Origin of the sequence: Rhodococcus sp. NPDC057529, assembly GCF_042802055.1 — a bacterium.
Classification (GTDB): Bacteria; Actinomycetota; Actinomycetes; order Mycobacteriales; family Mycobacteriaceae; genus Rhodococcus_F.
In genome coordinates this window covers 416,083-442,278 of record NZ_JBHVEY010000004.1, presented here as the reverse complement: position 1 = coordinate 442,278, position 26,196 = coordinate 416,083, and the positions used below count along the sequence as shown (strand labels likewise).

At 65.2% G+C, this 26,196-nt stretch carries 24 protein-coding genes and 2 pseudogenes; 11 read left to right on the top strand and 15 right to left on the bottom strand.

Translation table 11 applies throughout. The annotated features are described in order from the left end of the window. The first annotated feature begins 180 nt into the window (after positions 1 to 180). The 3 genes and pseudogenes from ACFU5V_RS10425 (at position 181) to ACFU5V_RS10415 (ending at position 3,660) form a co-directional block, all read left to right on the top strand. Complete coding sequence (locus tag ACFU5V_RS10425) at positions 181 to 1,377, top strand: Ig-like domain-containing protein (RefSeq protein WP_378698911.1); 1,197 nt, start codon at positions 181 to 183, stop codon at positions 1,375 to 1,377. Positions 1,378 to 1,386: 9 nt separating this feature from the next. After that, positions 1,387 to 2,796: an FAD-binding protein gene (locus ACFU5V_RS10420; RefSeq protein ID WP_378698909.1), complete on the top strand. Its 1,410-nt coding sequence runs from the start codon at positions 1,387 to 1,389 to the stop codon at positions 2,794 to 2,796. A gap of 100 nt (positions 2,797 to 2,896) precedes the next feature. After that, a pseudogene (locus tag ACFU5V_RS10415) lies at positions 2,897 to 3,660 on the top strand (zinc-binding alcohol dehydrogenase family protein). A 325-nt stretch (positions 3,661 to 3,985) separates the two neighbouring features. On the opposite strand, the gene ACFU5V_RS10410 reads toward ACFU5V_RS10415, so the two are convergent. Together ACFU5V_RS10410 and ACFU5V_RS10405 are read right to left on the bottom strand one after the other, a co-directional pair. Then, positions 3,986 to 4,114 carry a hypothetical protein gene (locus ACFU5V_RS10410; RefSeq protein WP_378698907.1) on the bottom strand — a complete coding sequence of 43 codons (129 nt, stop codon included), beginning with the start codon at positions 4,112 to 4,114 and terminating at the stop codon, positions 3,986 to 3,988. Between the two features lie 511 nt (positions 4,115 to 4,625). Beyond that, positions 4,626 to 5,003 (bottom strand): serine recombinase, encoded by a 378-nt coding sequence (locus ACFU5V_RS10405; RefSeq protein ID WP_378698905.1) that lies wholly within the window; start codon positions 5,001 to 5,003, stop codon positions 4,626 to 4,628. 321 nt (positions 5,004 to 5,324) lie between these two features. On the opposite strand from ACFU5V_RS10405, the gene ACFU5V_RS10400 reads away from it, so the two are divergent. The 3 genes and pseudogenes from ACFU5V_RS10400 to ACFU5V_RS10390 all read left to right on the top strand — a co-directional run. Further along, a complete protein-coding gene (locus ACFU5V_RS10400) occupies positions 5,325 to 5,447 on the top strand; it encodes a hypothetical protein (RefSeq protein ID WP_009476095.1) in 123 nt (40 codons plus the stop codon). Between the two features lie 1,138 nt (positions 5,448 to 6,585). Beyond that, a complete protein-coding gene (locus ACFU5V_RS10395) occupies positions 6,586 to 7,254 on the top strand; it encodes an IS110 family transposase (protein ID WP_378698903.1) in 669 nt (222 codons plus the stop codon). Positions 7,255 to 7,282: 28 nt separating this feature from the next. Beyond that, positions 7,283 to 7,669: pseudogene (locus tag ACFU5V_RS10390) on the top strand (IS1380 family transposase); the annotation flags it as partial. Positions 7,670 to 7,676: 7 nt separating this feature from the next. On the opposite strand, the gene ACFU5V_RS10385 reads toward ACFU5V_RS10390, so the two are convergent. After that, entirely contained in the window at positions 7,677 to 8,159 is a 483-nt protein-coding gene (locus tag ACFU5V_RS10385; RefSeq protein WP_378698901.1) for a GAF domain-containing protein, read from the bottom strand. Between ACFU5V_RS10385 and ACFU5V_RS10380 the strand changes: the two genes are divergently transcribed. Continuing rightward, a complete protein-coding gene (locus ACFU5V_RS10380; protein ID WP_378698899.1) occupies positions 8,134 to 8,541 on the top strand; it encodes a hypothetical protein in 408 nt (135 codons plus the stop codon). The two genes, ACFU5V_RS10385 and ACFU5V_RS10380, sit on opposite strands and share 26 nt — an antisense overlap. Before the next feature lie 340 nt (positions 8,542 to 8,881). Beyond that, positions 8,882 to 9,940 (top strand): aromatic amino acid DMT transporter YddG, encoded by a 1,059-nt coding sequence (gene yddG, locus ACFU5V_RS10375; RefSeq protein ID WP_378699087.1) that lies wholly within the window; start codon positions 8,882 to 8,884, stop codon positions 9,938 to 9,940. 109 nt (positions 9,941 to 10,049) lie between these two features. Here yddG and ACFU5V_RS10370 read toward each other — a convergent pair whose 3' ends face one another. After that, positions 10,050 to 11,414: an MFS transporter gene (locus ACFU5V_RS10370; RefSeq protein ID WP_378698897.1), complete on the bottom strand. Its 1,365-nt coding sequence runs from the start codon at positions 11,412 to 11,414 to the stop codon at positions 10,050 to 10,052. Between the two features lie 417 nt (positions 11,415 to 11,831). Next, complete coding sequence (locus ACFU5V_RS10365; RefSeq protein WP_378442333.1) at positions 11,832 to 12,521, bottom strand: GntR family transcriptional regulator; 690 nt, start codon at positions 12,519 to 12,521, stop codon at positions 11,832 to 11,834. Positions 12,522 to 12,745: 224 nt separating this feature from the next. Here ACFU5V_RS10365 and ACFU5V_RS10360 point away from each other — a divergent pair, with 224 nt between their 5' ends. Continuing rightward, a complete protein-coding gene (locus ACFU5V_RS10360; protein ID WP_378698895.1) occupies positions 12,746 to 14,257 on the top strand; it encodes an aminobutyraldehyde dehydrogenase in 1,512 nt (503 codons plus the stop codon). 152 nt (positions 14,258 to 14,409) lie between these two features. Here the strand turns inward: ACFU5V_RS10360 and ACFU5V_RS10355 are convergent, their stop codons facing one another. Further along, positions 14,410 to 15,087, bottom strand: a complete 678-nt coding sequence (locus ACFU5V_RS10355) for a GntR family transcriptional regulator (protein ID WP_378698893.1) — start codon at positions 15,085 to 15,087, stop codon at positions 14,410 to 14,412. Positions 15,088 to 15,278: 191 nt separating this feature from the next. Here ACFU5V_RS10355 and ACFU5V_RS10350 point away from each other — a divergent pair, with 191 nt between their 5' ends. Continuing rightward, entirely contained in the window at positions 15,279 to 15,674 is a 396-nt protein-coding gene (locus tag ACFU5V_RS10350) for a WhiB family transcriptional regulator (protein WP_378442607.1), read from the top strand. 65 nt (positions 15,675 to 15,739) lie between these two features. Here ACFU5V_RS10350 and ACFU5V_RS10345 read toward each other — a convergent pair whose 3' ends face one another. Continuing rightward, entirely contained in the window at positions 15,740 to 17,209 is a 1,470-nt protein-coding gene (locus tag ACFU5V_RS10345) for an amino acid permease (protein ID WP_378698891.1), read from the bottom strand. A 266-nt stretch (positions 17,210 to 17,475) separates the two neighbouring features. Between ACFU5V_RS10345 and ACFU5V_RS10340 the strand changes: the two genes are divergently transcribed. After that, positions 17,476 to 18,615 (top strand): PucR family transcriptional regulator, encoded by a 1,140-nt coding sequence (locus ACFU5V_RS10340; RefSeq protein ID WP_378698889.1) that lies wholly within the window; start codon positions 17,476 to 17,478, stop codon positions 18,613 to 18,615. A 69-nt stretch (positions 18,616 to 18,684) separates the two neighbouring features. Here the strand turns inward: ACFU5V_RS10340 and ACFU5V_RS10335 are convergent, their stop codons facing one another. From ACFU5V_RS10335 to ACFU5V_RS10300, 8 genes are all read right to left on the bottom strand, one after another. Beyond that, positions 18,685 to 20,037, bottom strand: coding sequence for an MFS transporter (locus ACFU5V_RS10335; RefSeq protein WP_378698887.1), 1,353 nt, complete (start codon positions 20,035 to 20,037; stop codon positions 18,685 to 18,687). Positions 20,038 to 20,095: 58 nt separating this feature from the next. Continuing rightward, the gene (locus ACFU5V_RS10330) at positions 20,096 to 21,427 is read right to left on the bottom strand and encodes a flavin monoamine oxidase family protein (protein WP_378698886.1); all 1,332 of its coding nucleotides are present in this window, start codon (positions 21,425 to 21,427) and stop codon (positions 20,096 to 20,098) included. A 316-nt stretch (positions 21,428 to 21,743) separates the two neighbouring features. After that, the gene (locus ACFU5V_RS10325) at positions 21,744 to 22,499 is read right to left on the bottom strand and encodes a hypothetical protein (RefSeq protein ID WP_378440934.1); all 756 of its coding nucleotides are present in this window, start codon (positions 22,497 to 22,499) and stop codon (positions 21,744 to 21,746) included. Then, positions 22,496 to 23,173: a FadR/GntR family transcriptional regulator gene (locus ACFU5V_RS10320; RefSeq protein ID WP_378698884.1), complete on the bottom strand. Its 678-nt coding sequence runs from the start codon at positions 23,171 to 23,173 to the stop codon at positions 22,496 to 22,498. Before ACFU5V_RS10320 ends, ACFU5V_RS10325 begins: the two co-directional genes overlap by 4 nt. Before the next feature lie 290 nt (positions 23,174 to 23,463). After that, positions 23,464 to 23,853 carry a nuclear transport factor 2 family protein gene (locus tag ACFU5V_RS10315; protein WP_378439321.1) on the bottom strand — a complete coding sequence of 130 codons (390 nt, stop codon included), beginning with the start codon at positions 23,851 to 23,853 and terminating at the stop codon, positions 23,464 to 23,466. A gap of 34 nt (positions 23,854 to 23,887) precedes the next feature. Beyond that, positions 23,888 to 24,625, bottom strand: coding sequence for an iron-sulfur cluster assembly protein (locus tag ACFU5V_RS10310; protein WP_378698882.1), 738 nt, complete (start codon positions 24,623 to 24,625; stop codon positions 23,888 to 23,890). Beyond that, positions 24,622 to 25,866 (bottom strand): NAD(P)/FAD-dependent oxidoreductase, encoded by a 1,245-nt coding sequence (locus ACFU5V_RS10305; RefSeq protein WP_378698880.1) that lies wholly within the window; start codon positions 25,864 to 25,866, stop codon positions 24,622 to 24,624. Before ACFU5V_RS10305 ends, ACFU5V_RS10310 begins: the two co-directional genes overlap by 4 nt. Next, the gene (locus ACFU5V_RS10300; RefSeq protein WP_378698878.1) at positions 25,863 to 26,189 is read right to left on the bottom strand and encodes a Rieske (2Fe-2S) protein; all 327 of its coding nucleotides are present in this window, start codon (positions 26,187 to 26,189) and stop codon (positions 25,863 to 25,865) included. The genes ACFU5V_RS10305 and ACFU5V_RS10300 overlap by 4 nt, the downstream gene beginning before the upstream one ends. Between the last annotated feature and the right edge of the window lie 7 nt (positions 26,190 to 26,196).

The following is a 26,196-nucleotide window of genomic DNA, read 5'->3' as shown; positions in this document are numbered from 1 at the left end:
TTAAATTCCGGCATAAACCCGCGCTCCCGGCGGTAAACTTCGCCAGCAAGACTGCCTAATGAACGCTGGTTGGTCGAATTTCCGCAGGTCGGGCGGCACCCGCGGGCGTCTCACAGGAAACTCCGAGCCGATCGCTGGCAGTATGAGGAACGGCGAACGCTGATCGAGATCCGAAAGAAGGTGGTCGTGACTCTCCGCACACGGACAGCCGGCATCGTTGCCGTGGTGGCCCTGACGTTCCTGGCCACGGCATGCACCATCGGAGACGCCGGCACCTCGGCACCCCCGACCACCACCCAGGCCGCGCCCGCCACGATTGCCGTTCCCGCGGCCGACGGCGCACCGATCAACCCGACCACCCCGATCGTGGTCACCGCCACGGGCGGGCGGCTGACCACCGTGACGGTCACGAATCCCGCGGACGCCGGCGCACCGGTCGCCGGCGCCCTCGCCCCCGACGGCACGAGTTGGACGAGCAGCGCGCCCCTCGGATACGGGTCCACGTACACGGTCGTCGCCGACGCGGCGAACCCCGACGGCGCCCCCGTCGAGCAGACGTTCACGGTGACGACGATGACTCCCGGCTCCACCGCGTATGCAAACGTCGTCCCGGCACCCGAGGTCGTCGCCGACACCGGCATCGGCGTCGGCCAGCCCATGGTCTTCCAGTTCACCGCTCCGGTCGCCAACAAGGCCGCGGTGCAGGAGCGACTGCACGTGACGACGACACCGCCGCAGCCCGGGGCCTGGTACTGGACCGACGACCAGAACGCGCACTACCGCGCCGCGAACTATTGGGCGCCGGGAACCAAGATCCACATCGAGGCGGACGTGTTCGGCGTCGACCTGGGCGACGGCGTCTTCGGCGCCGAGAACAATGCCGCCGACTACACGGTGCACGACTCGTGGGTCGCCAAGGCGGACGGGGCCAGTGAGGTACTCACCGTGTTCCACAACGGTGTTCAGGAGACCTCGATGCCGATGAGTCTCGGCTCCCCCGACCACCCGTCGCACGAGGGTCCGCACGTGGTCTCCGACAAGCAGCAGAGCATCATCATGGACTCCTGCACGTACGGGGTCTGCGCCGGTGACCCCGACTACTACCGCGAGAAGGTCGACCTGAACCTCCGCATCTCGAACGACGGTGAGTTCGTCCACTCGGCGCCGTGGTCGGTGGGCGATCAGGGCAACAGCAACGTCTCCCACGGCTGCGTGAACCTGGCTCCGGCCAACGCCCAGTGGATGTTCGACCACTTCGGTATCGGCGACGTCGTCGAGATCACCAACTCGGGCGGACCGATCCTGCCCGTGTGGGACACGTACGGGGACTGGGAGGTCCCGTGGGCCGAGTGGCAGGCAGGTAACGCAACCGGATAGGAGGCGCTCGTGAGTTCACCATCCGCGGAATGTGTCGCGCAGCTGAAGGCGGTGCTCCCGCACCGGGTTCATCTGCCGGACACCGACGACTACCACAACGCACTGGGCAGAGTGTTCTTTCCCGACGCCGCGCGACGCCGCCCGTCCTGTGTCGTCGAACCGGAGTCCGTGGACGAAGTCTCCTCCGTCGTGCGGGTCGTGCACCGGACGGGCGGCACCGTCACCGTCCGCGGCGGCGGGCTGAGTTCCAACTGTGTCGCCGACGACGCCGTCATGCTCGACCTGTCGGCGCAGATGAACACGGCGCGGCCCGAGGACGATCGAGTGGTCGTCGCCGGCGGCGCCACCGTGGGAACCATGCTGAACGCCCTCGCCCCCACCGGCCGGGTGGTGCCGGTGGGAATCGTCGGACATGCGGGTTTCGGACTCGTCACCCGCGGCGGCGTCGGCTACCTCACCCGCAGTCTCGGTCTGACCGTCGATCAACTGCTCGAGGTCGAACTCGTGCTGCCCTCCGGCGAAATCGTCCACCTGTCCGATGCCAGTACCGGCGACGAGGCCGACCTGTGGTGGGCGGTCCGGGGGTGCGCACCGTGCTTCGGAGTCGTCACGTCGGCGGTGCTGCGCACCCATCCGCAGGGTCCGGTGTGGGTCGATCGGATGGTGCTCGGACTCGAAGCGCTCGCCACCTATTTCCGTGTCGCACCAACGCTTCCGCGTGACACGACGATGGGCGCGGTGCTCGGTTACAGCGCACTGTCCGCCGACGAACCCGTCCTGTTCGTGTACACCGCGTGCGCGAGCGAGGATGCATCCGACATCGACCGCGCCCGGGCCGCCGCCACCTCGGTCGCCGCCGTGTCGGGCAGCGTGCTGTATCGGTCCGAGACCTCGGGCACCTACCTCGCCGGGCTACCCGAATTTGCGCCACCCGGAGCCGACGGCGAAGAACCCGAACCGATCCGGCTTCCCCAACCGGGTGACCACCGGGCGTCGTTCTTCGGTAAGGCCGTCTTCACCGGACCGACCCTCGATTCCCACCTCGCGGAAGCCCTCGCCACCCAGATCCGCGGGGCGCCGACGCGGGAATGTCGAATCGACTTCCAGCACACCGGCGGTGCGCTCGCCGACGTGGGCGACAAGGACACCGCCTTCTGGGGTCGCGGCGGCGAATGGAACATCCCCCTCAACGCGATCTGGTCCGACCCCTACGACGGCACCGCCTGCCTGTCCTGGGCGGGCGGCACCCTCGACGCACTCGCACCCCACACCACCGGCGTCTACAGCGTCGAAGTCCGGCCCGGCTTCCCCGAGACCGGCGCCGAGATCGACGCGGCCTATGGCGGAAACCTGCGGCGGCTGCGCGAACTGCGGCAGCGGCACGATCCGATGGGGGTGCTGACGCACTATCCGCTGTAGCCCACCTCAGTCCTCAGCGAAACGCTATCTTGCGAATGGTACGACCGAAAAAGTAGCTGTCGACGCGGTAGTTTTACGAGAGTTCGGGGAGCCCGATGTCTTGAAATTGGAGTCGGTCGCCAATCCGGTTGCCGACCCGGGTTGGGTCACCGTCCGCTTGAAGGCGGCCGCGCTCAACTGGCACGACGTCCTCGTCCGCCAGGGCAGGTATTCATCACCGTTGCCGCTCGTACTCGGCGCCGACGGTGCAGGTATTCGCACCGACACGGGCGAGGAGGTTCTCGTCCTCCCGTCGCTGTGGTGGGGAGATCGCGACGCCGCGCCGAGCACACAATGGGAGATCCTCGGCGATCACCAGCGAGGCACCTATGCCGAGTTGGTACGCGTTCCCGCAGACTGCGTCGCCCCCAAACCACGCGGACTCAGCTGGGAGCAGGCCGCCGCACTGCCCCTCGTCGGACTCACCACCTACCGCGCCCTGTTCACGCGCGGCCGCCTCCACGCCGGCGAGAACGTGCTCGTCCTGGGTGCAGGCGGCGGCGTCGCGACCATGGCCGTCATGCTGGCTTCCGCAGTAGGAGCGAACGTCACCGTCACGTCCTCCACGGCGGCCAAGATCGCGCAGGCACAGGAACTCGGCGCCGCGAACGGCGTGCTCTACACCGACCCCGAATGGCCGGACGAGGCTCGCCGACTCACCCCGGACGGTCAGGGATTCGACCTCGTCCTGGATGCGGTGGGGACGTGGGAGCAGTCCATCGCCGCACTACCAGCGCGGCATTCCCCCTCGCCGAAGCGGCCGCCGCACACAAGCATCTCGAACAGGGAAGCGGGTTCGGGAAGGTCGTCCTCTCGCACGGCTGATTACGGTTCTATGATCGTCAGCGGTCGCCTGCACGTCCGCGAACACGTCGGTGGGCACGCCGGCCGCAGCGAACGTACGGTGCACCCGCTGCGACAGCTCCTCCATCAATTGCTTCTCCTGCTCGGTGGCGGCTGCGACCGCGGCTCGAACAGACACGGTCGGGATGAGGCCAGGCGATTAGCGCGGAGGGCGCAAGTGAGCAATCCGAAGCCGGGCAACAGACAGATGGCGTTGTCACGCAGTTCGATAGCGCGGGTACCCCGTCGCAGGATCGCTTACCGCTGCCCTTCTCGACCGCCGGCGACCTTGACAGAGAAAGTTCGATCAGCCGTCGACGTGGAACACCGCACGTCGACCGCGGTCGGCGGAACGGCGCAACGCGGCCTGGATGACGGCGGTGCCACCGATTCCGCCGGCGAGAACAAGGAGCAGTAGAACGACATTGAGATTCACGGGACAGGTCCTCCTCGGGATGGGCCAGGTGTGGCGGCCGGTGCGGATCGTGATGCGGTAGAGATCAGTTCGCGCGCAATCGGCAGTGGGGGCGAAGGGGTGTCGGCGTTGTCGTCAGCGAACATCACGGCGAGTCGGGCCTTGATCTCCGCGGTGCTGATCGACCCGGCACCGGTGAGGGTCGACGATGTCCTGCGGTCGGATGTCACACTCATGATGGACGATTCCTGCCTTCGTCTAGAAATCCATTGGTTGGCTCCGAGTGCAATCGGCCAGATCACGGACGGGCATACAGTCACCCCACGAGACGTCATCGCCGACCGCTACACCCTCACCAGCAAATAACGTGTCCATCGACGAGCCACGCGAACGGCGCCCTGCCGGCTGTCGCCCATGCGGTCGGACCTTCGCGCCGCAGAGTGCAGCCCGGACGGTGCAGCCCCAACGGTTCCGAATTCAACCCCAGGCTCACGAACCCATCGTCGAGTGACCGGTCGAGCCATTCTCTCGTTCACTTCACTGCCGACGTCGTCGCGGATGTCTCTGAGAGGGGGGCCGGTAGACGCTGGCGCAACTTCGCTTCGTGAGCGTCGATCTTGGACCTCAACGATTTGCCTGCCTTGGCCACCCGGCGTCCGGCGACAGTCAGCATCGGTCGTGGAATCCCGATACCCATTACCGGGACGCCTGTCACAAAGTTCTCCTTGAAGAGAAACATCGAGGCGTCGACCACTTCGTCGTGGGTGAGCGCCGAGGCCACCCACCCGACCTCCGCTCCGATGGCATCCGCGTCCAGAATCGGGCTGCGATAACCCTCCGTTGTCTTCGCAAGAAGCCAACGCAGAACAGCGTCGCGAACCGCCCACTGACGATCGGTAGCTGCACTCACATTTCAGTCCTCCAAGTAGATTCCACTAACGCTGCCCTGCACCATAGCCATCGGTAAGAAATAAGCAAGCCCCGTGAAATTTCCTGCGCGCCTTGCGCCTCGGAAGCTCCCGACTGGTGTTTCACGACGACCGGACCGGACGAAAGGGGGCGTAGCGCATCTCGGATCGGGGAACCGCCCCGCCCCGAGGCACCACCCGACCCCTCGTCACGACCCAGCATCACCGAGTCGCCTCGCATTTCGGCCGCTGAACTGGACTTATTTCTTTTGTTGGGTATGGTCGAGGTCAGTTCGCGGTTGCCGATTCGGAAAGGACCGACAATGGCCGACAAGTCCGCCGTCAAGAGTTCGAAACAGTCCGCACGTGCCCTCAAGGAGCGCCGGGCGGAGAAGCGAGAGAAAGCCCTCGAGTCCACCCAACTCATCCGAAAGCGGAAGAGCTGACGCGACACTGGCGTCAACACCGCATCCCGACATCTTCTTCGCTGCCTGAGGATTGATGATGTTTGCCGCAGGAACACGGCCAACACCCCTGTCCCGCGCCCACATCAGAAGTAACAGCGTCGGATGAGAACGGCTCGGAACGCTAAAAATTACCGACTGCACTCACTTCCATATCTGACAGCAGCGACAAGTCTCACAAGACCTGACGAGTTCAATGGAAGCACGCCGCAGGTTTTCGGTTCTCCCTGCGTGTGACCACCTGATCGGGGGGCCAACTTCCGGCCTCTGGCACGTCGTCCCGGCCTTTCCGTGGCCGGGACGACGTGTTTTCCGAAGTAGTTCACGGTGAGCGAGACAAAGCCACTCACACAACGACATCCGGTCAGATCACAGTCTCCTGTACCGACCCCCCAAGGTCGGCACAGGAGTGCCAGACCCGTCGAGAATTGATGGAACAGAAATGACCGTCCTGGAATCGCCAAATGAATCGGAGAAGAGGTCAACGACCTCTACTTCACCCGACTGCGTACTGCACGCCGACGCGGTGATCGGAGAAGTGGGACAGCGATCGCCCCAGCTAACCTCGGGCTTTCACGCTGGTCATGCCGCGGCCGCGTGTTGATCACGAAGAAAGGTGCTCTGAACTGGGAGAATATGGCTTGCTGAGGGCCGATATTCACTGCATTCGAGGAGCACCTAATGAGTCGTGGGAACCCCTCGTACAGGGATTCTCGCGGGGCAGCAGTTGACGGGTGAGCACACGGAGCACCTGGACCCTCGGTGACGGGGAGTCCTACAGAATGACCGTGCCCTCGTCGACTGCCGTCGCCTGATCGCTGATGGGATGTCGTGCCGACCGGCTACCTGCTCGAAACGCCGGCTGAGCACTCATCATTTTGGTCGCGACCGTCGGCAGTTGCGCCCGGTGGCCGAAGACTCCGTCGAGGTCGAGGGCCTCGAAGATACTTGCCCGTACTCACAAGGCCCTCATCTGGGAACGCAACCGCCACTTGAACAGGCTGCGGTACAATCTAATCCAATATTTCCCGGGCGGCAGTCGACACCTTCGGCGACCTGGCGTCACCGGAATGTGTCGGACTGTTGACCAAGGCCCCCCACTCCGTCGCGAGCCGCCGCATTGACCCTCACTCAGATCAAAGCCGCACTCAAACGAGCCCATCGGCGGACGATCGACGAACGTGCAAACGAAGATCCGCACCGCACTCCGCGCCCCGGGACGACTGACCCAACCCGGCGCACTCGAAGCCGCCCACGCCGCCGCCACGGTCGCGACGTTGGCCGTGATCGCCACCATCGATACCCACATCGAACTTCTCAACGAACAGGTCACCACGGCCTTCGAAAGCCACCCCAGGCGGCGATCATCGCGTCCCTGCCCGGCATGGGATCAGTTGTCGGGGCGCGCGTGCTCGCCGAGTTCGGTGACGCACCCGGTCGCTATCTCACAGGCAAGGCCCGCAGGAACTTTGCTGGGACCAGCCCCATCACCAGAGCATCAGGCAAGAAGTCTGCCGTCTCGCGCCGCTACGTCCACAACGACAGACTTCTCGATGCGCTGACCCGTCAGGCCTTCACCGCTATCAGGGTCTCACCCGGAGCTCGCGCCTACTACGACACGCAACGGCACCGCGGCGTCGAACACAACGCTGCACTACGCGACCTGGCCAACCGATTCGTGGGCATCTTGCACGGATGCCTCGCATTGGAGTGTGTCTACGACGAACACATTGCCTGGACTACTCCCGCCAAGGCGGGTTTGACAACCCAAAAAGAGGATGCCACTTGACTTCCTAGCAACATGGGATGTCTTTCTGGTGGGCAAGTCTACTTCGTGGTACCCGTCGCTGTCCGTTGACCCCGCCGGAACTGGTGTCGTGTCGCACGCCGGGGCGGTGTTGTTGCTACGTACCGCAGAGAAGACTGGTCTGACGACCGCGTTGTCGAGTGCGCTCGAGCCGTGGCGTAAACCGACGACCGAACCCGAAGTCTTCGGCCGGGTGGCGTCCGACCCCACCGTCTCGAGACTGATTGCCGCAGTGGCCGCTGACGTTCCGAAAGCGTTGGCGGCAATCAACTCCGCGCGTTCGACAGCCCGACGGATCGCCTGGAACGCCGCCGGTGAACAGGCTTCCGACCATGAGATCGACGCCACCCTGGTCACCGCCGATTCGGAAAAGGAAAGGGCAGCCGCCACCTACAAGACGGCTGTCACCGGTCGACTGGTATTCGAGTTCCTCTGCTGCGAACCGATCTGGGCCAACCGACGTACCAGATCGTCGTGGAGTGATTGCGCGAGCCGGGCGCGTTCCAGGTCTCGAACGACCCCCGCCGGCTCTCGCCCAGATTGGACCGGTCCAGACCCCGCAGTGCCGCGTTCGCGAAGTCCGCCAGTACCCGCTCGTCGTCTTCGCTGTACGCGCGCGGCCGCCGGCTCGCGACGTAGAGCACCGCCTCGACGTTGCCGCCGTCGCGGACGGGGACCGCCAGTGCGGAGTTGATTCCCTCGCCACGTGTCTCCTCGCGCTTCGCGGCGCGAAGGTTGCGATCTTCCTCGTAGTTCAGCGAACGAATGGGGTGCCCGGTCTCACGCGCCGCCCCGCCGAGCCCCTCGCCCGACCCGACCCGGAGATCACGAAACGGGTCGGTGTTGATCCCCAGCGTTCGAGTGACGACGAAGTACAAGCCCGGCAAGGCGAGCCATGTCCTCGAACTGCCGGTCAGCTGGTACCTCGACGACTTCCCGCCACTCGCTTGCATCACCGGAGTACAGGCCGGCCAGCAGGACAGTCGTACCGTCTTCGAACGCTGGCGCGATATCTTCGACTACGGCTATCAGAACGTCGAGGGTGCCGCGTTCGTCTCGTGTGTGCATCCGCAGATCGTCGGCCAGGCCCATCACATGATGTGGTACCAGAAGCTGATCGAGCACATGGTGTCCCACGACGGTGTCTGGTTCGCGACCACCGACGAGATCGCCGACTGCTGGGTCGATGACGAGGAGGACAAGCGGAACATGGAGCTTCCCGACATTCGGACCACGGCACCGCGTCCGAGCTACTACCCCGACTTCTGAGTCCGACCGAGAGTTCCGTGTGGCCCGCTCCCGAGCGGGCCACACGGCGTTCCCGTGATGGCCACCGCTGATCATTCCTGCTCGTTGCACGCCTACCGACCCCTGCGGCGCACATCACTTGCCAACTTTGTGATCACAGATTACATTTAGGTAAGAATCGCGTAACGGTCGGGTTCCCTCGCGCCGATGTACGCCGATTCGTGGTGCCCACGACAACTCGATCCACAGACCTCTCAGGCGTGCCGCGGGACGACCTCCCTCCTCGCCTGCACGTCACGGTGTTCGGGTTCGACAATCCCTGAGCTCAGCACGAAGGAGGATCATCTTGGCAAAAGTGGCGATGACTGGCCGGAACGCAACCCTGGCCGGCCTGGCAGCAATTGTGTTGTGGAGCACCATGGTCGGCATGATCCGACTGGTGACCGAGAGCCTCGGCGCCCTCGGCGGCGCGGCCATGATCTACACGTGCTGCTCCGTTTTGTTGTTCCTCACCGTCGGGTGGCCCACACTTCGCGAATTCAACCGCATCTATCTGCTGACCGGTGCGCTGATGTTCGCCGCTTACGAAGTGTGCTTCGCTCTCGCGATCGGACTGGCGACCGACCCGCGCCAGGCGATCGAGGTCGGCATCGTGAACTACCTGTGGCCGTGCCTGACAGTCCTGTTCGCCATCCTGTTCACCGGTCAGAGATCCTCGATCCTGTTCATTCCCGGCATCGGATTGTCCATTGCCGGGATCGCCCTGGTCCTCGGCGGTGACGCCGGACTCGACCTGCCCGGAACCATCGAGAACATCCGCGCGAATCCCCTGAGTTACGCTCTCGCACTCCTGGGTGCCGTCATCTGGTCCGCATACTGCACCGTGACCAAGCTGTTCGCCAAGGGCAACAACGGGATTACTCCGTTCTTCATGCTCACCGCAGCATCGTTCTGGGTGCTGTACCTGTTCAGCGACACCGAACCCCTCCGCCTGACGGTGACCGGGGTGGTAGCCACGCTGGTGGCGGCATGTGCCATCGGTTTCGGCTATGCCCTGTGGAATGTGGGCATTCTTCACGGAAACATGACCCTGCTCGCTGCCGCTTCCTACTTCACGCCGGTACTGTCGGCTGCGTTCTCTTCGCTGATGTTGGCTACCGCGCTCGGAGTCACCTTCTGGGTCGGCACCGCCATCGTGTGCCTCGGCGCAACGGTGTGCTGGGTCGCAACGCGTGAGCCCGGGAAGGCCGACGAAAGTACCCCTCCGGCACCGGCGACATCCGACAGCACCGTCCCAGACGAACGACCGCGGAATCATGCGTCGGTGCGCGTCAGCGGTCGACGTCACTCGTCGCGAGGCCCGAGCGCGCTGGGAGTTCGCCGGCGCAAGCACGAAGCCGGCGCGATCGACACCCACTGACTGCCGGCCGGGCGTCGGAGTGGTGGCGCGTCGAACCGGCCATGGGACGCACGAGAACCGTGTCCTTCCGAGCGAAGGACACGGTTCTCGCATGACGCCTGGGGTTCTGTTACACGGAGATGGTTTCCGCGGGGGCGGGCGACGTGGCCGTCTGGCCGAGCCCGGCGCTCTCGGAGAGGGACAGCCCCCGGGTCTCGGGTGCCCACATCTGGGAGATCACGGCACCGAAGAGGGTGACGCCGGCGGCGATCAGCATGGTGACGCCGATGCCGAGGCTACTGAGGGACAGCGGCACCAGGAACGTGCCGATCGCAGCGCCGATGCGGCTGAGCGAGGACGCCAATCCCACTGCGGAACCGCGGACTTCGGTGGGGAACAGCTCGTTCGGGTACACCCACTGCAGGATCTGGGAGCCGCCGATGAGGACTGCGTAGGCAGCGAAGAGAACCATGATGATCGCGCTCGGCGCGCCGGGGAAAATTCCCAGCAGCAGCAGGGCGAGACCCGACCACACGAAACTGTGGATCAGCAGCGGGCGCCGGCCCATCCGATTGACCAGCAGCAGCGCGACGATGCAACCGACCATGAACAGAATGGTGATGGCGGCGGATCCGATGTGTGCGGCGTCGCCCTCGAGTTCGAGGGCACCGAGGATGGCCGGGGCAAAGGCGTAGACGGCGAACAGCGGGACCACCGAGCAGGTCCAGAAGAGGGTGATGAAGGCCATCCGCTTGCCGTAGCCGGAGCGCAGGAGTTCCTTGACGCCGACGTTGGTCTCTTCGTCCGCGGGAAGGTCGGCGACGGTGACACCGGGACCGTAGACCTTGCGCAGCACTTCGTTGGCCTTGTCGATCTTCCCCTTGCTGACCAGCCACCTGGGCGACTCCGGCGTGCCGACCCGGGCCACGCAGATCAATACTGCGGGCAATGCGGCACTGGCGAGCATCCAACGCCACGCGTCGTCTCCGGCGGTCCGCGCCAGGACCTCGCCGACGACGTACGCCGCCGCCGCACCGACGAACCACATGGTGACGAAGGCACCGAGCAACGGACCACGGTATTTACGCGGCGCAAATTCTGTCATCAGGGAGGTGGCGATCGGGTAGTCCGCACCCACGGCCATGCCCAGGAGCAGCCTCAGCACGATCAACCAGACGACATCTTCTACGAAGAACTGCGCCACCGAGCAGGCGATGATCGCGATCAGGTCGAGGGTGAACAGGACCTCCCGGCCGAAGCGGTCGGTCAGCCAACCTCCGGCGAAGGCACCGAGCAGGATGCCGATCAGCGTGGACGCGGCGATCAGGCCCTGTTCGGCCGACGACAGGTTCCACTGGCCCGAGATCTGCACCATCGCGACACCGATGATCGAGAGGGCGTAGCCGTCGAGGAACGGCCCTCCGGAGGAGAACACCGCTAACTTCTTGTGAAAGGTGGACAGTGGCGCGTCGTCCAACGGGTTGGTCGTCGTCATCTCGGACTCCTTGTTGACATTCTGTGCCGACCCGGCCCTGATGCGGCATTCCTCGGTGGCGATATCGAGGTGGTCGGATGATGTTTCGATTCCTGTTGAGACACAAAGCAATTCGAGAACACGTGATTCTCGACGCGAGGCCGTGCCGGCGAGCCGGCTTCATTCACCACTTGCCACACCCGCTGGTGTGATGTGCGTCTCGTCACAGAACACTAATATGTAATCACAGATCACACAACCCCTCGGTCGTGCTTCCATACCGATGACACAGCGGACAGCACGACGGTTCACCCGGCCGCGGGCTCACCACCTCGGGTGGCGCGACCTTCCGGCCGTGGTTACTCGGGAGTCATTCCGGCCCGAGGGTGCACTGCTCGACGGCGATTCGTGCCGACGGCGTAGAGGTGTGGGGCGGCGCTATCCGGCGTCTGCCGCCGCGGCCTGCTCTGTCGCCAGGAGCGCCTTGATGCGGTCGGTCGCGTCGAGGAGCGATTCCTCGTTGACCGCGGCCGCGGATTCACCCGAGCGGTCCCGGGCAGCAGCAACGAGGCGCTCCTGGAATCGCCACAGCGGGTCGTCTCCCCCGGAGTCCAGGCTTCCCTGCGCGCCCACGATCTTGTAGGCCCGGCAGTGGTTCCACAGGTTGCGGATCGTCTGCAGAAGAACAGGATTCGCGGCGGCCTCGTACAGGATCGACAACAGGGCCTCGTCGTGGTCGAGGACGGCAACCACGCGCCCCTCGTCGACGGCGGCGCGCATCAGCGTGAACTCGGCCTGCATCCTGTCGCAGTCCTCGGCGCTGATCCGCTGCGCGCCGAGCCGGGCGGCCTCCACCTCGAGCAACCGACGCACGTCGTAGACGTGCACCAACTCGGCGAGGGTCAGGCCCTTGACCACCGCTCCCCGGTGGGGCACGCGTTCGGCCAGACCGGCTTCCTCGAGCCGCCGGATCGCCTCACGCACCGGCATCACGCTGGTTCCCACCTGCTCGGCGAGATCGCGCACCCGCAGGCGGGCACCGGCGGGCAGATCACCGTTCATTATCGACTCGTGAATCATCGAGTAGACCTGATCGGTCAGAAGAGTCGGCTCGGCGCGCTTGGACATGACCACAGATCACATATTAACCGGCGTTCGGATCCCCCCTTGTGTGATCTGTGATTACATTTTAGGCTGTGGTGAGACGCAGGTGCCGCAGCAGCCCACCCACCTCGGGCGATCCCCGAACACACGCCATTACACCCGCACGTTTCATGCCCGCCGTAATCGGCTCGGGATCCACAACGGACCGGGCCTGCAGCTCGAGTTCCACGATCATGGAGGTACCTCTGATGTCCATCTCAACCCCCGTCGAGGACGTGACGGTACGCCGTGCATCCGGCTCGGCGCCGCTGATCACGACGGCCGATCTTCCCCCGACCTCGCACTTCGTCGACGGCGTGTTCGACCAAGCTGCTCCCGGCGACGTGTTCGATGTGATCGACCCCAGCACGGAGAACGTCATCGCTCAGATCCCGCAGGGCACCACCGAGGACGTCGACCGCGCAGTGAACGCCGCCGCAGCGGCCGCGGAAGCCTGGGCACGCGTGGTGCCCAAGGAGCGGTCGGAGATTCTGCACCGAATCGCCGACCGGCTCGCCGCGAACGCCGACCTGCTCGCCCGACTCGAATCGATGAACGCCGGAAAGCCCCTGGCCGTCTCCCGTGACGACGTCGACGGCACCATCGACACCTTCCGCTTCATGGCCGGCGCGCTGCGCGCGACCACGTCCATGGCGGCCGGGGATTACGTCGAGAACCACCTGTCGGTGATCCTGCGCGAACCCCTCGGAGTGGTCGGGGTGGTCACCCCGTGGAACTACCCCCTGCTGATGGCGGCATGGAAGATCGCACCCATCCTCGCCGCCGGCAACACCCTCGTGATCAAGCCGTCGGAGCAGACCCCGCTGACGACCCTGAAGTTCGCCGAACTCGTCGCCGACCTGCTGCCCGCCGGAGTGCTGAACGTGGTCACCGGCCGCGGCTCGGTCGTCGGCGCCCGGCTCGCCGAGCACCCGGACGTGGACATGATCGCCCTCACCGGGTCGGTGGGCAGTGGCCGCGCCGTCGCCCGCGGTGCCGCCGAGACCCTCAAGCGCGTCCACCTCGAACTCGGCGGCAAGGCGCCGGTCGTGATCTTCGCCGACGCCAATCTCGAGGAGGCAGCGGAGTCGCTGCGGGTCGCGAGCTTCTGGAACTCCGGGCAGGAGTGCGGCGCGGCGTGCCGCGTCCTGGTCCACGAGTCGGTCGCCGACAAGTTCGTCGAACTTTTCGTCGCCCAGGTCCGCGAACTCGCCGTCGGCGAACCCGGCTCCGGCGACGACATCGAGATCGGACCGCTCGTCTCCAAGGCCCATTTCGATCGGGTCGTCGGATACCTCGATCGCGCCGCCCAGCAGGGCATCCGCGTCGCCATCGGCGGAACGGCGCTGGCCGGTACCGGCTACTTCGTGGCACCGACGGTGCTCGTCGACGTCCCCGACGGCGCCGAGTGCTCCCGTGAGGAGATCTTCGGACCCGTCGTCACCGTCGAGACGTTCACCGACGAGGACGAGGCCGTGCGCCGCGCCAACGACGTCCCCGTCGGCCTGTCCGCTTCGGTCTGGACCGAGAACGCGCGCCGCAGCCACGACATCGCTGCACGGCTGGATTCCGGTACGGTCTGGGTCAATTCACACCTGGTGCTGGCCAACGAGGTCCCGTGGGGTGGATTCAAGGGTTCCGGTTACGGTCGCGACCTGTCGATCTACGCCCTCGACGACTACTCCCGCACCAAGCACGTCATGCACAACCACAGTCGCTGATTCGATCGGCACCACGAACCGACGTCGACGGTGCCGATCGAGTCCTGCCACGACGTGCCGCCCATACGGTCATCCGTATGGGCGGCACGTTCCTTCCGGATCCGGGTTCCCGCGATGAAATCTACTGGTGGTCGGTCGATGCGCTCGGAGACTCAGATGGACAGCGGATCGAGAATGCCCCGCACGGTGGACCGGGAGGTGCGGCACACGTGTTCGAGAATGCGGAATGCGCTGTCGCCGTCGCGGGTTTCGACCGCAGCGACGATGTCGGCGAGATAACTCCACCGGGACAGTCCGTGTCCGACGGCGTCGCGCACCCAGAGGTTCTTGTAGGGGCGGCAGGTATCCCACATCCCCTGGATCAGCCCCGTGAGCACCGGGTTGTTTCCGGCGGAGAACAACGCCGACAGCAGCAGTTCGTCCTGAGCGACGGCTCCCGCGATGTCGCCGTGCACGGCCGCGTTCTCCAGCAGCCGCCAGTGCTGTCTCATCGTCTCGACGGCCGCGTCGTCGGCCAGGACGGCGCCCCGGCGCGCGGCATCGGGTTCGAGCATGATGCGCACGTCGTACACGTATTCGAGTTCGTCGATGCTCAACTCCCGCACCGACGCTCCCCGGTAGGGCTCCGTGACGATCAGACCCGCCTGCTCGAGTCGCCGGAACGCCTCCCGGACCGGCATCACGCTGGTGCCCACCAGTGCGGCGACCTCCCTGATCCGCAGCTGCGTCCCCGGCGCCCAGTGCCCCTGCGCGATGTGCCCACGCAGGGTCTCGTATACCCGGTCCGCCAGCAGGCTCGACGAAGAACAGTGCGGTGGAGTCGTTTTCATCTCCCGCAAGACGAGAGTATTCGGCCTGCCCACGGGGACCTCCGAGTTGTGGCGAGATCGCCGGCGAGAGGTCACCGACGGTTACTGCCAGCGTATACCACTTGTGATCACAGATCGAATCTATTGACGCCGAGTGTGATCCCGACTACGGTCACCGGTAGCGTGAAGGACCGGATAGAAGCGGAGAAGTCATGAGCGCGTCTCTGACAGCGCACCCCTACGCACCCTCGACGGAGATGTGGGACTGGCAGTTGCATGCCCGCTGCCGGAACATGGACACCGACCTGTTCTTCTCCCCCGACGGCGAGACACGGCAGGCGCGGCGCTACCGCGAAGAGTTCGTCACCCAGATCTGTCACTCCTGCCCGGTCGTGACCGAGTGCCACACCTACGCCCAGACAGTTCGTGAGCCGTACGGGATCTGGGGCGGCGCGACCGAGGCCGATCGCCGATTCTCGACCGCCCGCACGCCGCAGCAGCCGCCCCGAACGAACACCGCAACCGGAAGCGCCGCACGACGTCTGACCGTTTCCTCCCGCCATCCGAGGCCCGGACGGCAAGAACCGTCCGAGGACGCAGCCGGCTAGACACCGTCAGACAGCGCATACCTCTGGGCCGGAGCAGCGTGCTCCGGCCCAGAGAACTCGCGCGACTACCGGTCGCTCGGCGCCGCGTCTGCCGGCACCGCGTACGACGCCTCGGCGTCGAATTCTCGTTCCGGATCGACGTTTCGGCCGTCGGCGGAACCGGCCGGCGTGCGCCCGGAGCCGAACGTGCGCCGAGCCTGGTATGCGATCAGGGTGACGACGAGGGCACACAGACTGAGGGAGATCTGTGTTCGCGTGGATTCGACGAAGAACATCGAGATCAACACCGCGAGGATACCGACGACCCCGAGGATCGAGAGGTACGGGAACAGCCACATCTTGAAGCGGAGTTCGCGGGCCTTCTCCCGGCCGAGCACGGCACGGAGCTTGATCTGGGAGAGCGCGATCATCAGGTAGACCATCAGGATCGTGGCACCCGACGCGTTGACGATGAACGCGAACGCCGTTGTCGGTGAGAAGTAGTCGAGCGCAACGCAGCCCAGCCCAACACACAGCGCGGCCAGCAGCGCCCCGCGGGGAACTCCGTTCTTGTCCACCCGAGCGACCGAACGCGGTGCGTCTCCCTGATTGGCCAGGACGAACATCATGCGCGAGGCGGTGTAGAGACTCGAATTCAGGCAGGACAGCACCGCAACCAGGACCACCGCGTTCATGATGTCCGGGCCGCCCGGAATACCCATGACGTTCAGGGCGTCGACGAAGGGCGACTGACCAACTTTGATGGAAGTCCAGGGGACGATGATCGCCAGGAGAAGGACGGAGCCGAGATAGAACACTCCGACACGGCCGATCACGGAGTTCGCCGCCTTGGCAACCGATTTCTCGGGTTCTTCGGACTCTGCCGCCGCGATCGTGGCGATCTCGGGGCCGACCATGGAGAAGACCGCGACGACGACACCGGAGAGTACGACGGTCCACCCGTTCGGTGCGAATCCCCCGTGATCGGTCAGGTTGGAGACGTCGGCGCTGTGTCCCGGCCACAGGCCCACCACGAAGCACGCCCCGATGGCGAGGAACGCGATGATCGCGGCGACCTTGATGCCGGCGAACCAGTACTCGAACTCGCCGAAATTGCGCACCGACCGAAGGTTGGTCGCCACCATGGCGAGAAGCAACGCCGCCGCCATGGGCCACGAGGGGAGATCTATCCACCGCTGCAGGAGTTTGCCGCCGATCACGGCCTCGGCCCCGGCGACGACCACCCAGAAGAACCAGTACAACCACCCGGTGGTGAATCCCGCGCGGTTTCCGAACGCCTTACGCGCGTATCCGGCGAAGGAGCCCGTCGACGGGTCTGCCACGGCCATTTCGCCGAGCATGCGCATGACGAGAATGACCACGAGACCGGTGATCGCGTAGGAGAAGATTGCGGCGGGGCCCGATGAGTTCAGCAGTGCGCTGGAGCCGACGAACAGTCCGGCGCCGATGACGCCACCGATAGCAATCATGGTCAGGTGACGTTGCTTCAGACTCTTCTGCAGTGTGGGCGACGGTTTCTTATCCAAATCAGACATCGGCAGCTCTCACGATCGATTCGACACACGTGGACGCGGAGCATTCTGCCCGCATCCGCCGAGCGAGGCTTCTACTCGCCCAGCGACTTCGATCACTTTCGGCGGAAGTAACTCACCCGCCCTTGCGATGATCACGTCCCGTGTTTGGATGTGATCCATACAACACCTCCGAGGCGCTCCGCGACTATCGACAGATGCCAGAAGTCCGCAGGTGTACGTCAGACATATGGATGATCGACCACTGGCCGCATGTTAATATATTAGTCATGAATCAGATCGGCCGGGCTGTTGCCGTTGCCAGCGTCGACGATTTCATGGCACGCACGCGCCGGCACCTGGGAGCATCCGTAGTGCTGCTCGACAGCGATTTCGAGATGATCGCCTACAGCGCCCGGTCGATCGAAGTGTCCGAAGATCACGCACAGTCGGTGGTCAGGCAAGCGACCGATGCAGACACCCGCAACTGGATCGTCGATTGTGGAATCGCGTACGCCACGAGGCCGGTTCGAACACCGGCGAACAGGACCACCGGTTCGAAGGCACGGATCTGCCTCCCCGTCCGGCACGGAGGAAGGACGTACGGGTTCTTGTTCGTCCTCCCGGGCGACGACACATCGATCTCCGACCGCGCACTCGAAGAACTGATGCCGCTCGCGGCTCAGGCGGGTGCGCTGCTCGCCGCCGGCGCATCGGGAAATGGGCACCTCGCAGGGGCATTTGCGGACCTGCTGGAGGGCGATCCGGACAGGTCTTCGGCTGCCGCAGAGCACCTCCGGGCGTCGGGCGAGATGAACGACGCCGACTTCACGATGCTCGCAACGGACCACGCCTCGATCGATCGACGATCGGGCGTCACCGCCGTGCCGATGGGAAGACTCACGGCAGTGTTCGTAGCGCACCGAGATTCATCGTCTTCCACCCTTCGATCGGCTGTCGACAGCTGTTGCGCCGAGGGAAGCGTCGTCGGAGTCGGGGGAACCTATTCGGACCTTCGCGATGCCGGGAAGAGCTGGCGGCAGGCAAGACTGTGCCTCGACGTCATCGCACTCGAGCCCTCTAAAGGGCCGGTGGCGTACTGGGATCGACTCGGCGTGTATCGGCTGGCAGCACTGGCATCCGCGGAACTCGTCGCAGAGGCGGCCATCACCCCGGCGGTCAGGGCACTGTTCGAGCACCGGAACAGAGACCTTCTCGCCACCGCGGAGACCTTTTTCGACAATGGTGGCGACATTGCCGCGACGACCGATGCGCTGAGCATTCACCGGCAGACGCTGTACTACCGGCTGCGTCGAATTCAGGAACTCACGACGCTGGATCTGTCGATCGGCCAGGACCGCTTGGAGTTACACGTCGGTCTCTCGCTGGGACGGCTGGTCGGGGGTCCGGGAACGTCGCATCCCTCGTAGCCGCGAGGTACCCGGACGCTCGGTGAGCGCCCGGGTACCTGCGAACTGTGTCCGTGCTGCCGGCTGGGATCAGGCGGTGGACAGCGTCGTGCGGGTGGTGGTGCCCAGTGCGGCGCTTTCCGTCAGTGCCATTCCGCGGGTCTCGGGCGCCATGACCTGCGACAGGACCGCGCCGAGGAGGGTGATGGCGGCCGCGATGAGCATCGTGGGGCCGATGCCGATACCGCTGAGCGACATCGGAACCAGGAACGTTCCGACCGCGGCGCCGATACGACTGAGCGAGGAGGCCATACCCACGGCGGAACCCCGGATCTCGGTGGGAAACAGCTCGTTCGGGTAGACCCACTGCAGGATCTGACTGCCGCCGATGACCACCGCGTAGATCGCGAACAGCGCCATGATGATCACGCTCGGTGCTTCGGGGAACAGTCCGAGGATCAGGAGGGCGAGTCCGGACCACAGGAAGCTGTGGATGAGCAGGGGCCGCCGGCCCATCCGGTTGACCAGAAGCAGCGCGACGACGCATCCGACCAGGAACAGGATCGTGATCACGGCCGATCCGAAGTGTGCTGCATCGCCTTCGAGCTTCAGTGCCCCGAGGATGGCGGGTGCGAACGCGTACACGGCGAACAGCGGCACGATCGAGCACGTCCAGAACAGCGTGATGAAGGCCATCCGCTTTCCGTATCCGGACCGGAGGAGGTCCTTGACACTGACGTCGGTGCCGTCGTCCATCGGGAGGTCTGCGATGCTGACGGTGGGTCCGTAGACCTTCCGCATCACGTCGTTCGCTTCGTCGATCCTTCCCTTGTTCGCAAGCCAGCGTGGGGATTCGGGTGTTCCGACCCGGGCGAGGACGATCAGAATCGCGGGTACTGCGGCGCTGGCCAGCATCCAACGCCATGCATCTTCGTGTCCGGTTCGTGCCAGGAATTCTCCGACGACGTAGGCGGCTGCGGCGCCGACGAACCACATCGCGACGAAGGCGCCGAGGAACGGGCCCCGGTACTTGCGCGGTGTGAACTCGGTCAGCAGAGAGGTGGCGATCGGGTAGTCCGCACCTACCGCCATACCGATCAGCAGGCGCAGAATGATCAGCCACACGACGTCCTGGACGAAGAATTGAGCCACGGAGAACACGATGATGGCGACCAGGTCGATCGTGAACAGAACCTCACGCCCGAATTTGTCGGTCAACCATCCACCGGCGTAGGCGCCCAGCAGGATTCCGACCAGTGACGAGGCACCGACCAGGCCCTGTTCGACGGACGACAGGCTCCACTGATCCGCGAACTGCACCATCGCGACACCGATGATCGACAAGACGTAGCCGTCGAGAAACGGTCCGCCAGAGGAGAACAGCGCTAGCTTCTTGTGGAACCTGGACAGTGGCGCATCGTCCAAGGGGTTGATCGTCGTCATAACGAGCTCCTCGTCAGTGATGGTGTTCTGAAGTCGGTGTCGGGCCGGCGAGCGTCGGTCAATTGTTCGAGGAGGCAACGGAGGCCCGGATCAGGGACGCGACACGTTCTGCTTCCGTGTACGCGCCATGGGTCCCCGCGGTCTCGGACGTGTAGTCCCCGGCGAAGTGGATCGAGCCCACCGATCGCTGGAGTTCGGCCAGATTCGCGGCGCGATCGGGGCCGAGTAGCGCAAAGCAGTGTTCCCACGTGCGGGCGTGAACGCCGGTGATTCTTCCTCTGAGCTGCGGCGCAACGGTCAGGAAGCTCTCCACCCAATCGGCGACGCGGGCCTCGTCCTCGGCGAATCCCGGCTGGAACCCGGTGGAATTTCCGTAGCAGGTGAATTGCACTCTGCCCGCGGCCCAGTTGGGTCCTACCCGGCCGGGTGTCGGATTGATGATCGCGTCGAACGGCATCCCGGCGGTCACGATGAACGCCCAGTCCTCGATGCCCGACAGGCCGTCGATGTCGGCGACGATATTGAGCGTGGTGCTGCCGGGAGTGTCGAAGCTGTGGAGCGCGTCCGTCTTCCATGTCGGTAGATCACCGAAGACGGTGGGAACCAGCGGGGCGGGCAGCGTCGACACGACGTGACGGGTCAGGAGCGTTCCCGCTCCCTCCGGGCCGGTGAAGCTGACCTCGTAGGCGTCCTGCTCTTCCTTGAACGCGACACCGGTGACCGTGGTGTCGAATCGAACGGTGTCCGGAGGCAGGTGGCCGTGCATCGCCCTGGGGATGGCCTGCATGCCGTCGAGCGCGAAGGATCGGTTGCGCTTCTCTCGCGCGAGATAGCTCGCGAAGTAGCGGAGGGCGTACTTCGCCGACAGCTTGGCCGGGTCTCCTACTGCCCCGCCGCGCAGAGCGGCATCGATGATCCGGCGCACGCCGGGTTGCAGTCCGCTGAGCCGTTCGGCGATCGTCTCGGTAGCCAGACCCCGATCGTCCTGGTCCAGCACACCGTTGCTCGTGTGCTCGTTGTATTCGAGCAGAGCACTGTCGATGAATTCGCTCAGCTCCGCCTTTTCGGAGTCGGTCAGATCGAGACGCGCGACGAGATCTTCGTTGGTCTCGGCGACGACCGTCTTGCCGTTGGCATGGATTCCGTACGTGGTGGGTTCGAACGGTACGACGTCGAGCGCGAGTTCGGTGGCAAGTTCTTCGGTCCGGGTGTTCCGGTAGATGAACAGCGCACCGGAGTTCGCACTCGCCCCCGCGAGATCTACCGTGTTCGACCTACCTCCCACTTCACCGGTCGCCTCGAGCACGCAGATATCCAATTTCAGGTCTCGAAGAAAGTAGGCCGTGGCCACTCCCGCTGTACCGCCACCAACGACGATCACGTCGTACATGCATGTCTCCTGAAGCCGAAGTAGTGAAGTTGACTGCTGCAGCGAAGGCCAACTTGCTCGACCTCGAAGTTGGGAATCCGACAACGGCGGCGGACATCCACAAAGCTGCATGCGTCACAACGTCTTTGGCGATTGCCCACGCTCCCACCGCCGGCGGCAGTCCCGCGCTCCGCTGGACTTGTGACGCCCGCCACATCATCGTGGCACAAGCCGAGTCTATAAGCAATAGAAGATATTTTCACTTTTTAAAGTTCTATGGCGAAGTGCCAGGTCAGGGGCTACCGGACACGGGTAACCACGGATCCGACGGGCCGACTCAGGGCAGGGGCGAGACCAACTGCCAGCTTCTGCCGTTCGGGAAGAGGTCCGCGGCCAGTTCCGACCTGGCCCACGACGTGACGTCGTCCGGTTGCAGAAGGTCGCCGGGCAGGTACCCGGACGTCGTCGAGGCGATGACGCGCAAGTCCGCATTCACCAGAACGACGGGCAGTCGGTCCCGGTCCCCCGTGAACAGGAAGCGCTCGAACCGATGCGCCAGAACATCGGCACCCGCGACGCCGGCGAAACCGCCCGCCGCTATGACCGGCACCGAGATCGTGACCGTGTAGCTGTAGGAGTCGATACCGCCGAAGTCGACGTACGGTCCGATGACGGCCGGAGTGCCGCAGGTCTGAGGTATGGAGAACCAGCCCCGGCGGGAGTAGTCGTAGAAGGAGACCTGTCCGGGGTTGACGCTGTGACCGATGAACTCGAGATCCCCGTGGTCGTCGTAGCCCCACCACTCCATCCAGTACGGGCTGTCCGTCAGGTAGTCCACGGCGGTGGCCACGCCGATGCGATCCACCGCGTACTCGGGGTTCCGCAGACACGCCTGCAGACTGTCGCGGATTCCGCTGAGATCGGAGCGGGCCGGTCGACGCCCGTCCCGCGCGACGCGTTCGAGCAACTCGCGCATGTCGGCACGCACCCGAGTGAGGCTGTCCAGCGTCACGCGCAGATAGTCGGTGATCTCTGCCGTCAGCCGATCCAAATCCGGAAGCTGCGCGGGCCGACGGCCGTCCTCGTTCGTCACGTCGCCGCCAACGCGAGGTGACGATCGACCAGAACGCGGGTTTCGCGTGCACAATGATCCAGCGCATGGCGGTGCGCGGCGTCGGGATCACGATTGCGGATGGCCTCGACGATCAACGTGTGCTCGCGGATCGCATCGTGCGGATCCAGCGCATCGGTATCCCACAGCAACGGGGCCACCTGGGCCTGCGCCTGGACGATCAACGTCGTCAGATGCGACGACTGCGCTGCGGCACCGAGTTCGATGTGGAAGCGGCTGTCCGCGCGGCGTCGAACGTCCGCACGAGTGGCCTCGGCGAAATTCCGCGCGAGATCCTCCAGCCGATCGACGTCCTCGGGCAGTGCGCGCAGCGCCGCAAGGCGGGTTGCCGCGCCGGTCAAAGCCCCCACCAAGTCCCCGAGGTCCCGCAACTTCTCCGCACTCGTCGTCCGAAGTTGCGCGTCCGCCCGTTCGCGGTCGGCGGTGCCGAAGTCGCGGACGTAGCTCCCGCCGCCGCGGCCGCGCCGGGTTTCGATCAGACCGCGGTCCCTCAGAACGGTCAGAGCCTGCCGCAACGTGACCGTCGAAACCTGAAGCTTGGCGGCCAGCTCGGCCTCGGTGGGCAGCCGTTCCCCGCCGGCCAGCAGGCCGACCGCGATCGTCATCTCCAGTTGATGCACGACGCCGTCGACCAACTTCGAGACGGAGTCGTCCCGCACCCGACCGAGATCGATAGAGAAGACATCTTTCTCCACAGAATTCATATCCCCGCCAACGCACTTCAGGACGGATGAGAGTCTGACGAAGCCGGAGGGTGCGTCCGCCGAGGCTCCACCCCAAGCTTAAACATCATAACTATACTTTATCTTCTCTCACCGTACCCGCTGCCCCGTTTCGACCGGCCTCCGCCCCACGGTGGGACGCCCAGCCGCACAGGAAGTCGATTCGGCTGTGCGGCTGGGCGAGTATCGAGGGCGGTGCCGTCCTAGGCGGGGGCGTCGACGATCTTCCAGTAGGAGTCCTTGCGGACGATCTTGTCGTCCCGGAACTCCCAGTGGTCGCATCCGCGCGCGCTCACCTTCTTGCCGTCGGTCGTCGTGCCGGTGACGAGCCATTCGGAGACGCCGAGGTCGCCCGAGACCCAGTGCCGGTCGGCGTCGTACTGGACGTCGGGCATTCCGGCAAACCGCGCGCCCAGTCCCTCGCGCACCGCCGCCTTGCCGGTGAGACGCTGCCCCCACGGCTCGGGTCCCTTCGACGTGTCGAAGGAACAGTCCTCGGTGAAGAACTCCATGATCGCGTCCAGATCGTGCGCGTTGAACGCCTTCATCAGCGCGTTCAATGTCTCGATCTTCTCTTCGTCCTGAACTGCCATCTTCAGATCTCCTTGTCGGATTGGATTGTCAATCTCAGAATGCGGTGAACCCGATCGCTCGTAGCTGGTCGCGCCCGTCTTCGCTGATGTCGTGGGGGCGCCAGCTTGGCAACCATTCCCATTGCACGACGTACTCGGTGTCCATCTCGGACAGCACGGTGCGGATCTGGCTCTCCATCACCACCGTCAGCGGGCATGCCGCCGACGTGAGCGTCATCGTGATGGTCGCGAGTCCGTCGTCGGCGATCTCGACTCGGCGCACGAACCCGAGGTCGACGATGTTCACGCCGAGATCGGGGTCAATCACGTCGTACAGCGCCTCGCGAACCGCGAGCTCCGCCGCTGTTTCCGGCGCGTTTTGCCGCCCTTGGGGCACGCTCGGCGGCGCGGCAGGAGGGGCGACCGACGCCGCTGCCACCAGCCCTTTGGGCCGCAACACGATCGTCACGTCGCTGGTCGGGCTGTTGATGAAGTCGGCGACGCCGTGTGCCTTTCGCCGTACCCGCACGATGTCCTCGGCGGCCACCGCGCTGCCGCCGCTGAGCACCAGGGTGCCGGCGTCCAGTCCACGCTCCTTCGCCCGGATCAACGCCTTGTCCAGCATCCGCGCCAGTTGCTCGCAGACGATCCCGGGCCCGAAACGCAACTTCGCCCGTGCCTGCGCGGCGGATTGACCCGTCACCCGTTCGAGCGCCTTCGACGCGTCGGACTCGGTGATCCGGAGCTGGTGCTCCCGGACGACGATGTCGGTGGCTTCGGCCAGTGTCGTCATGTTCTCGCCTCCGATCGGCGTGCGCCTGCCTTTCGTGGAAGCAGGCTCTTGAGTGGAAAGCCCTTGTCGGCGAGCTGTTCCGCGGTGACCTCGTGCGGCACGGCCAGCAGTTTGCGCGTGTGCAGCACGTCGAGGGGCCGGTCCAGGGCCACGACGGAACGGATGCGTCCGTTCTCGAGGGAGAACACGGAGAACGACCGCTCCTCGATCGACCCGCGGATCACCCGAGTGCCGCCACCGGCGAAGTGCCCCACCGACTGCAAGTTGTGCTCGTACTGGTGGGACCAGAAGAAGTGTTCCTCGGCGAACGGTTCGGACGCACCGAGAAGGTTGCGGGCCGTGTTCGCACCGTGCCGCATCGCGACCTCGTGGTGCTCGACCCTGAGTCTGCGGCCGTGCACCGGGTGGAACCGCGAGGCGACGTCCCCGATCGCGTGCACGTGCGGCACACTGGTGCGGCCGTACTCGTCGGTGAGGATTCCGCCGTCCACGTCGATTCCGGCCTGCGCCGCGATCTCGGAGTTGGGTATCGAGCCGATACCCACCAGCAGATCATCGCACTCGAACAGTTCGCCGGAGCTGGTCCGCAATTGGACCCCGGATGCGGTCTCGATCATCGCGGAGACCACCTCGCCGGTGCGGATCTCGACGCCGCGTTCGGTGTGGATGCCGCCCATCGCGCCGCCGATCTCGGCGCCGAGCGCACGACCGAGGGGCACGGGACCCGGATCGAAGACCGTCACCCGCAGCCCGCGCGCCACGGCGACCGCGGCGACCTCGCAGCCGATGAACCCCGCACCCAGGATCGCCAGGTGGCGCCCGGGCGCGAGGCGCTGACCGAGCCGCTCGGCGTCCGCGATCGTGCGCAGGAAGTGCACCCGTTCGCCGTCGAAGCCGGGAAGGGTCCTCGCCCGGACACCGGTGGCCAGTACCAGGGCGTCGTACGTGAGTGATCGACCCTCGGAAAGGGACACTCGGCGGGCGACGGGGTCCAGATCCGTCGCCCGGGTTCCGAGCTCCAACTCGATGGCGTTGTCGGCGTACCAGCTCTCCTGATTCACCCGGAAGTCCGTGTGAGCGAACGTTCCGGTGAGGAACTCCTTGGACAGCGGCGGGCGCTCGTACGGGAGATGGGATTCGTCGGAGACGAGCACGATCTCGCCGTCGAATCCCGCCTCCCGCAGGCCGGCAGCAGTGGCCGCCGAAGCGACCCCGCCACCGACCAGCACGAACCTGGTCATCCGACACACACCGAGATGTTGCCGTCGCCGTCGACCTTGCACTGGTACGTGAGCAGTGCGCAGGTGGACGGGTTGATCCCCTTGCCGGTGGTGACGTCGAACTCCCACAGGTGCTGGGCACAGGTGAGCTTGTTGTCCTCGAGGTCGCCGTCGTTGAGCGGCCAATCCTGGTGCGGGCACCGGTTCCGATAGGCCAACACCTCACCGTCGAGGTTGATCAGCAGAACCGACTTGCCGTCCACCTCGACGGACTCCATCTCGCCTTCCCACAGGTCGTCGAGGTGGAAGACCGTGTGCCACTGCTGCGCCAACGTTTCACTCATCGCACTC

Excerpts from the sequence above, each read along its gene's own strand:
- ACFU5V_RS10400 (WP_009476095.1), top strand. The coding sequence starts at position 5,325 with ATGGCCGACAAGTCCGCCGTCAAGAGTTCGAAACAGTCCGCACGTGCC.
- yddG (WP_378699087.1), top strand. The coding sequence starts at position 8,882 with ATGACTGGCCGGAACGCAACCCTGGCCGGCCTGGCAGCAATTGTGTTG.
- ACFU5V_RS10370 (WP_378698897.1), bottom strand. The coding sequence starts at position 11,414 with ATGACGACGACCAACCCGTTGGACGACGCGCCACTGTCCACCTTTCAC.
- ACFU5V_RS10365 (WP_378442333.1), bottom strand. The coding sequence starts at position 12,521 with ATGTCCAAGCGCGCCGAGCCGACTCTTCTGACCGATCAGGTCTACTCG.
- ACFU5V_RS10360 (WP_378698895.1), top strand. The coding sequence starts at position 12,746 with ATGTCCATCTCAACCCCCGTCGAGGACGTGACGGTACGCCGTGCATCC.
- ACFU5V_RS10355 (WP_378698893.1), bottom strand. The coding sequence starts at position 15,087 with ATGAAAACGACTCCACCGCACTGTTCTTCGTCGAGCCTGCTGGCGGAC.
- ACFU5V_RS10350 (WP_378442607.1), top strand. The coding sequence starts at position 15,279 with ATGAGCGCGTCTCTGACAGCGCACCCCTACGCACCCTCGACGGAGATG.
- ACFU5V_RS10345 (WP_378698891.1), bottom strand. The coding sequence starts at position 17,209 with ATGTCTGATTTGGATAAGAAACCGTCGCCCACACTGCAGAAGAGTCTG.
- ACFU5V_RS10340 (WP_378698889.1), top strand. The coding sequence starts at position 17,476 with ATGAATCAGATCGGCCGGGCTGTTGCCGTTGCCAGCGTCGACGATTTC.
- ACFU5V_RS10335 (WP_378698887.1), bottom strand. The coding sequence starts at position 20,037 with ATGACGACGATCAACCCCTTGGACGATGCGCCACTGTCCAGGTTCCAC.
- ACFU5V_RS10330 (WP_378698886.1), bottom strand. The coding sequence starts at position 21,427 with ATGTACGACGTGATCGTCGTTGGTGGCGGTACAGCGGGAGTGGCCACG.
- ACFU5V_RS10315 (WP_378439321.1), bottom strand. The coding sequence starts at position 23,853 with ATGGCAGTTCAGGACGAAGAGAAGATCGAGACATTGAACGCGCTGATG.
- ACFU5V_RS10310 (WP_378698882.1), bottom strand. The coding sequence starts at position 24,625 with ATGACGACACTGGCCGAAGCCACCGACATCGTCGTCCGGGAGCACCAG.
- ACFU5V_RS10305 (WP_378698880.1), bottom strand. The coding sequence starts at position 25,866 with ATGACCAGGTTCGTGCTGGTCGGTGGCGGGGTCGCTTCGGCGGCCACT.
- ACFU5V_RS10300 (WP_378698878.1), bottom strand. The coding sequence starts at position 26,189 with ATGAGTGAAACGTTGGCGCAGCAGTGGCACACGGTCTTCCACCTCGAC.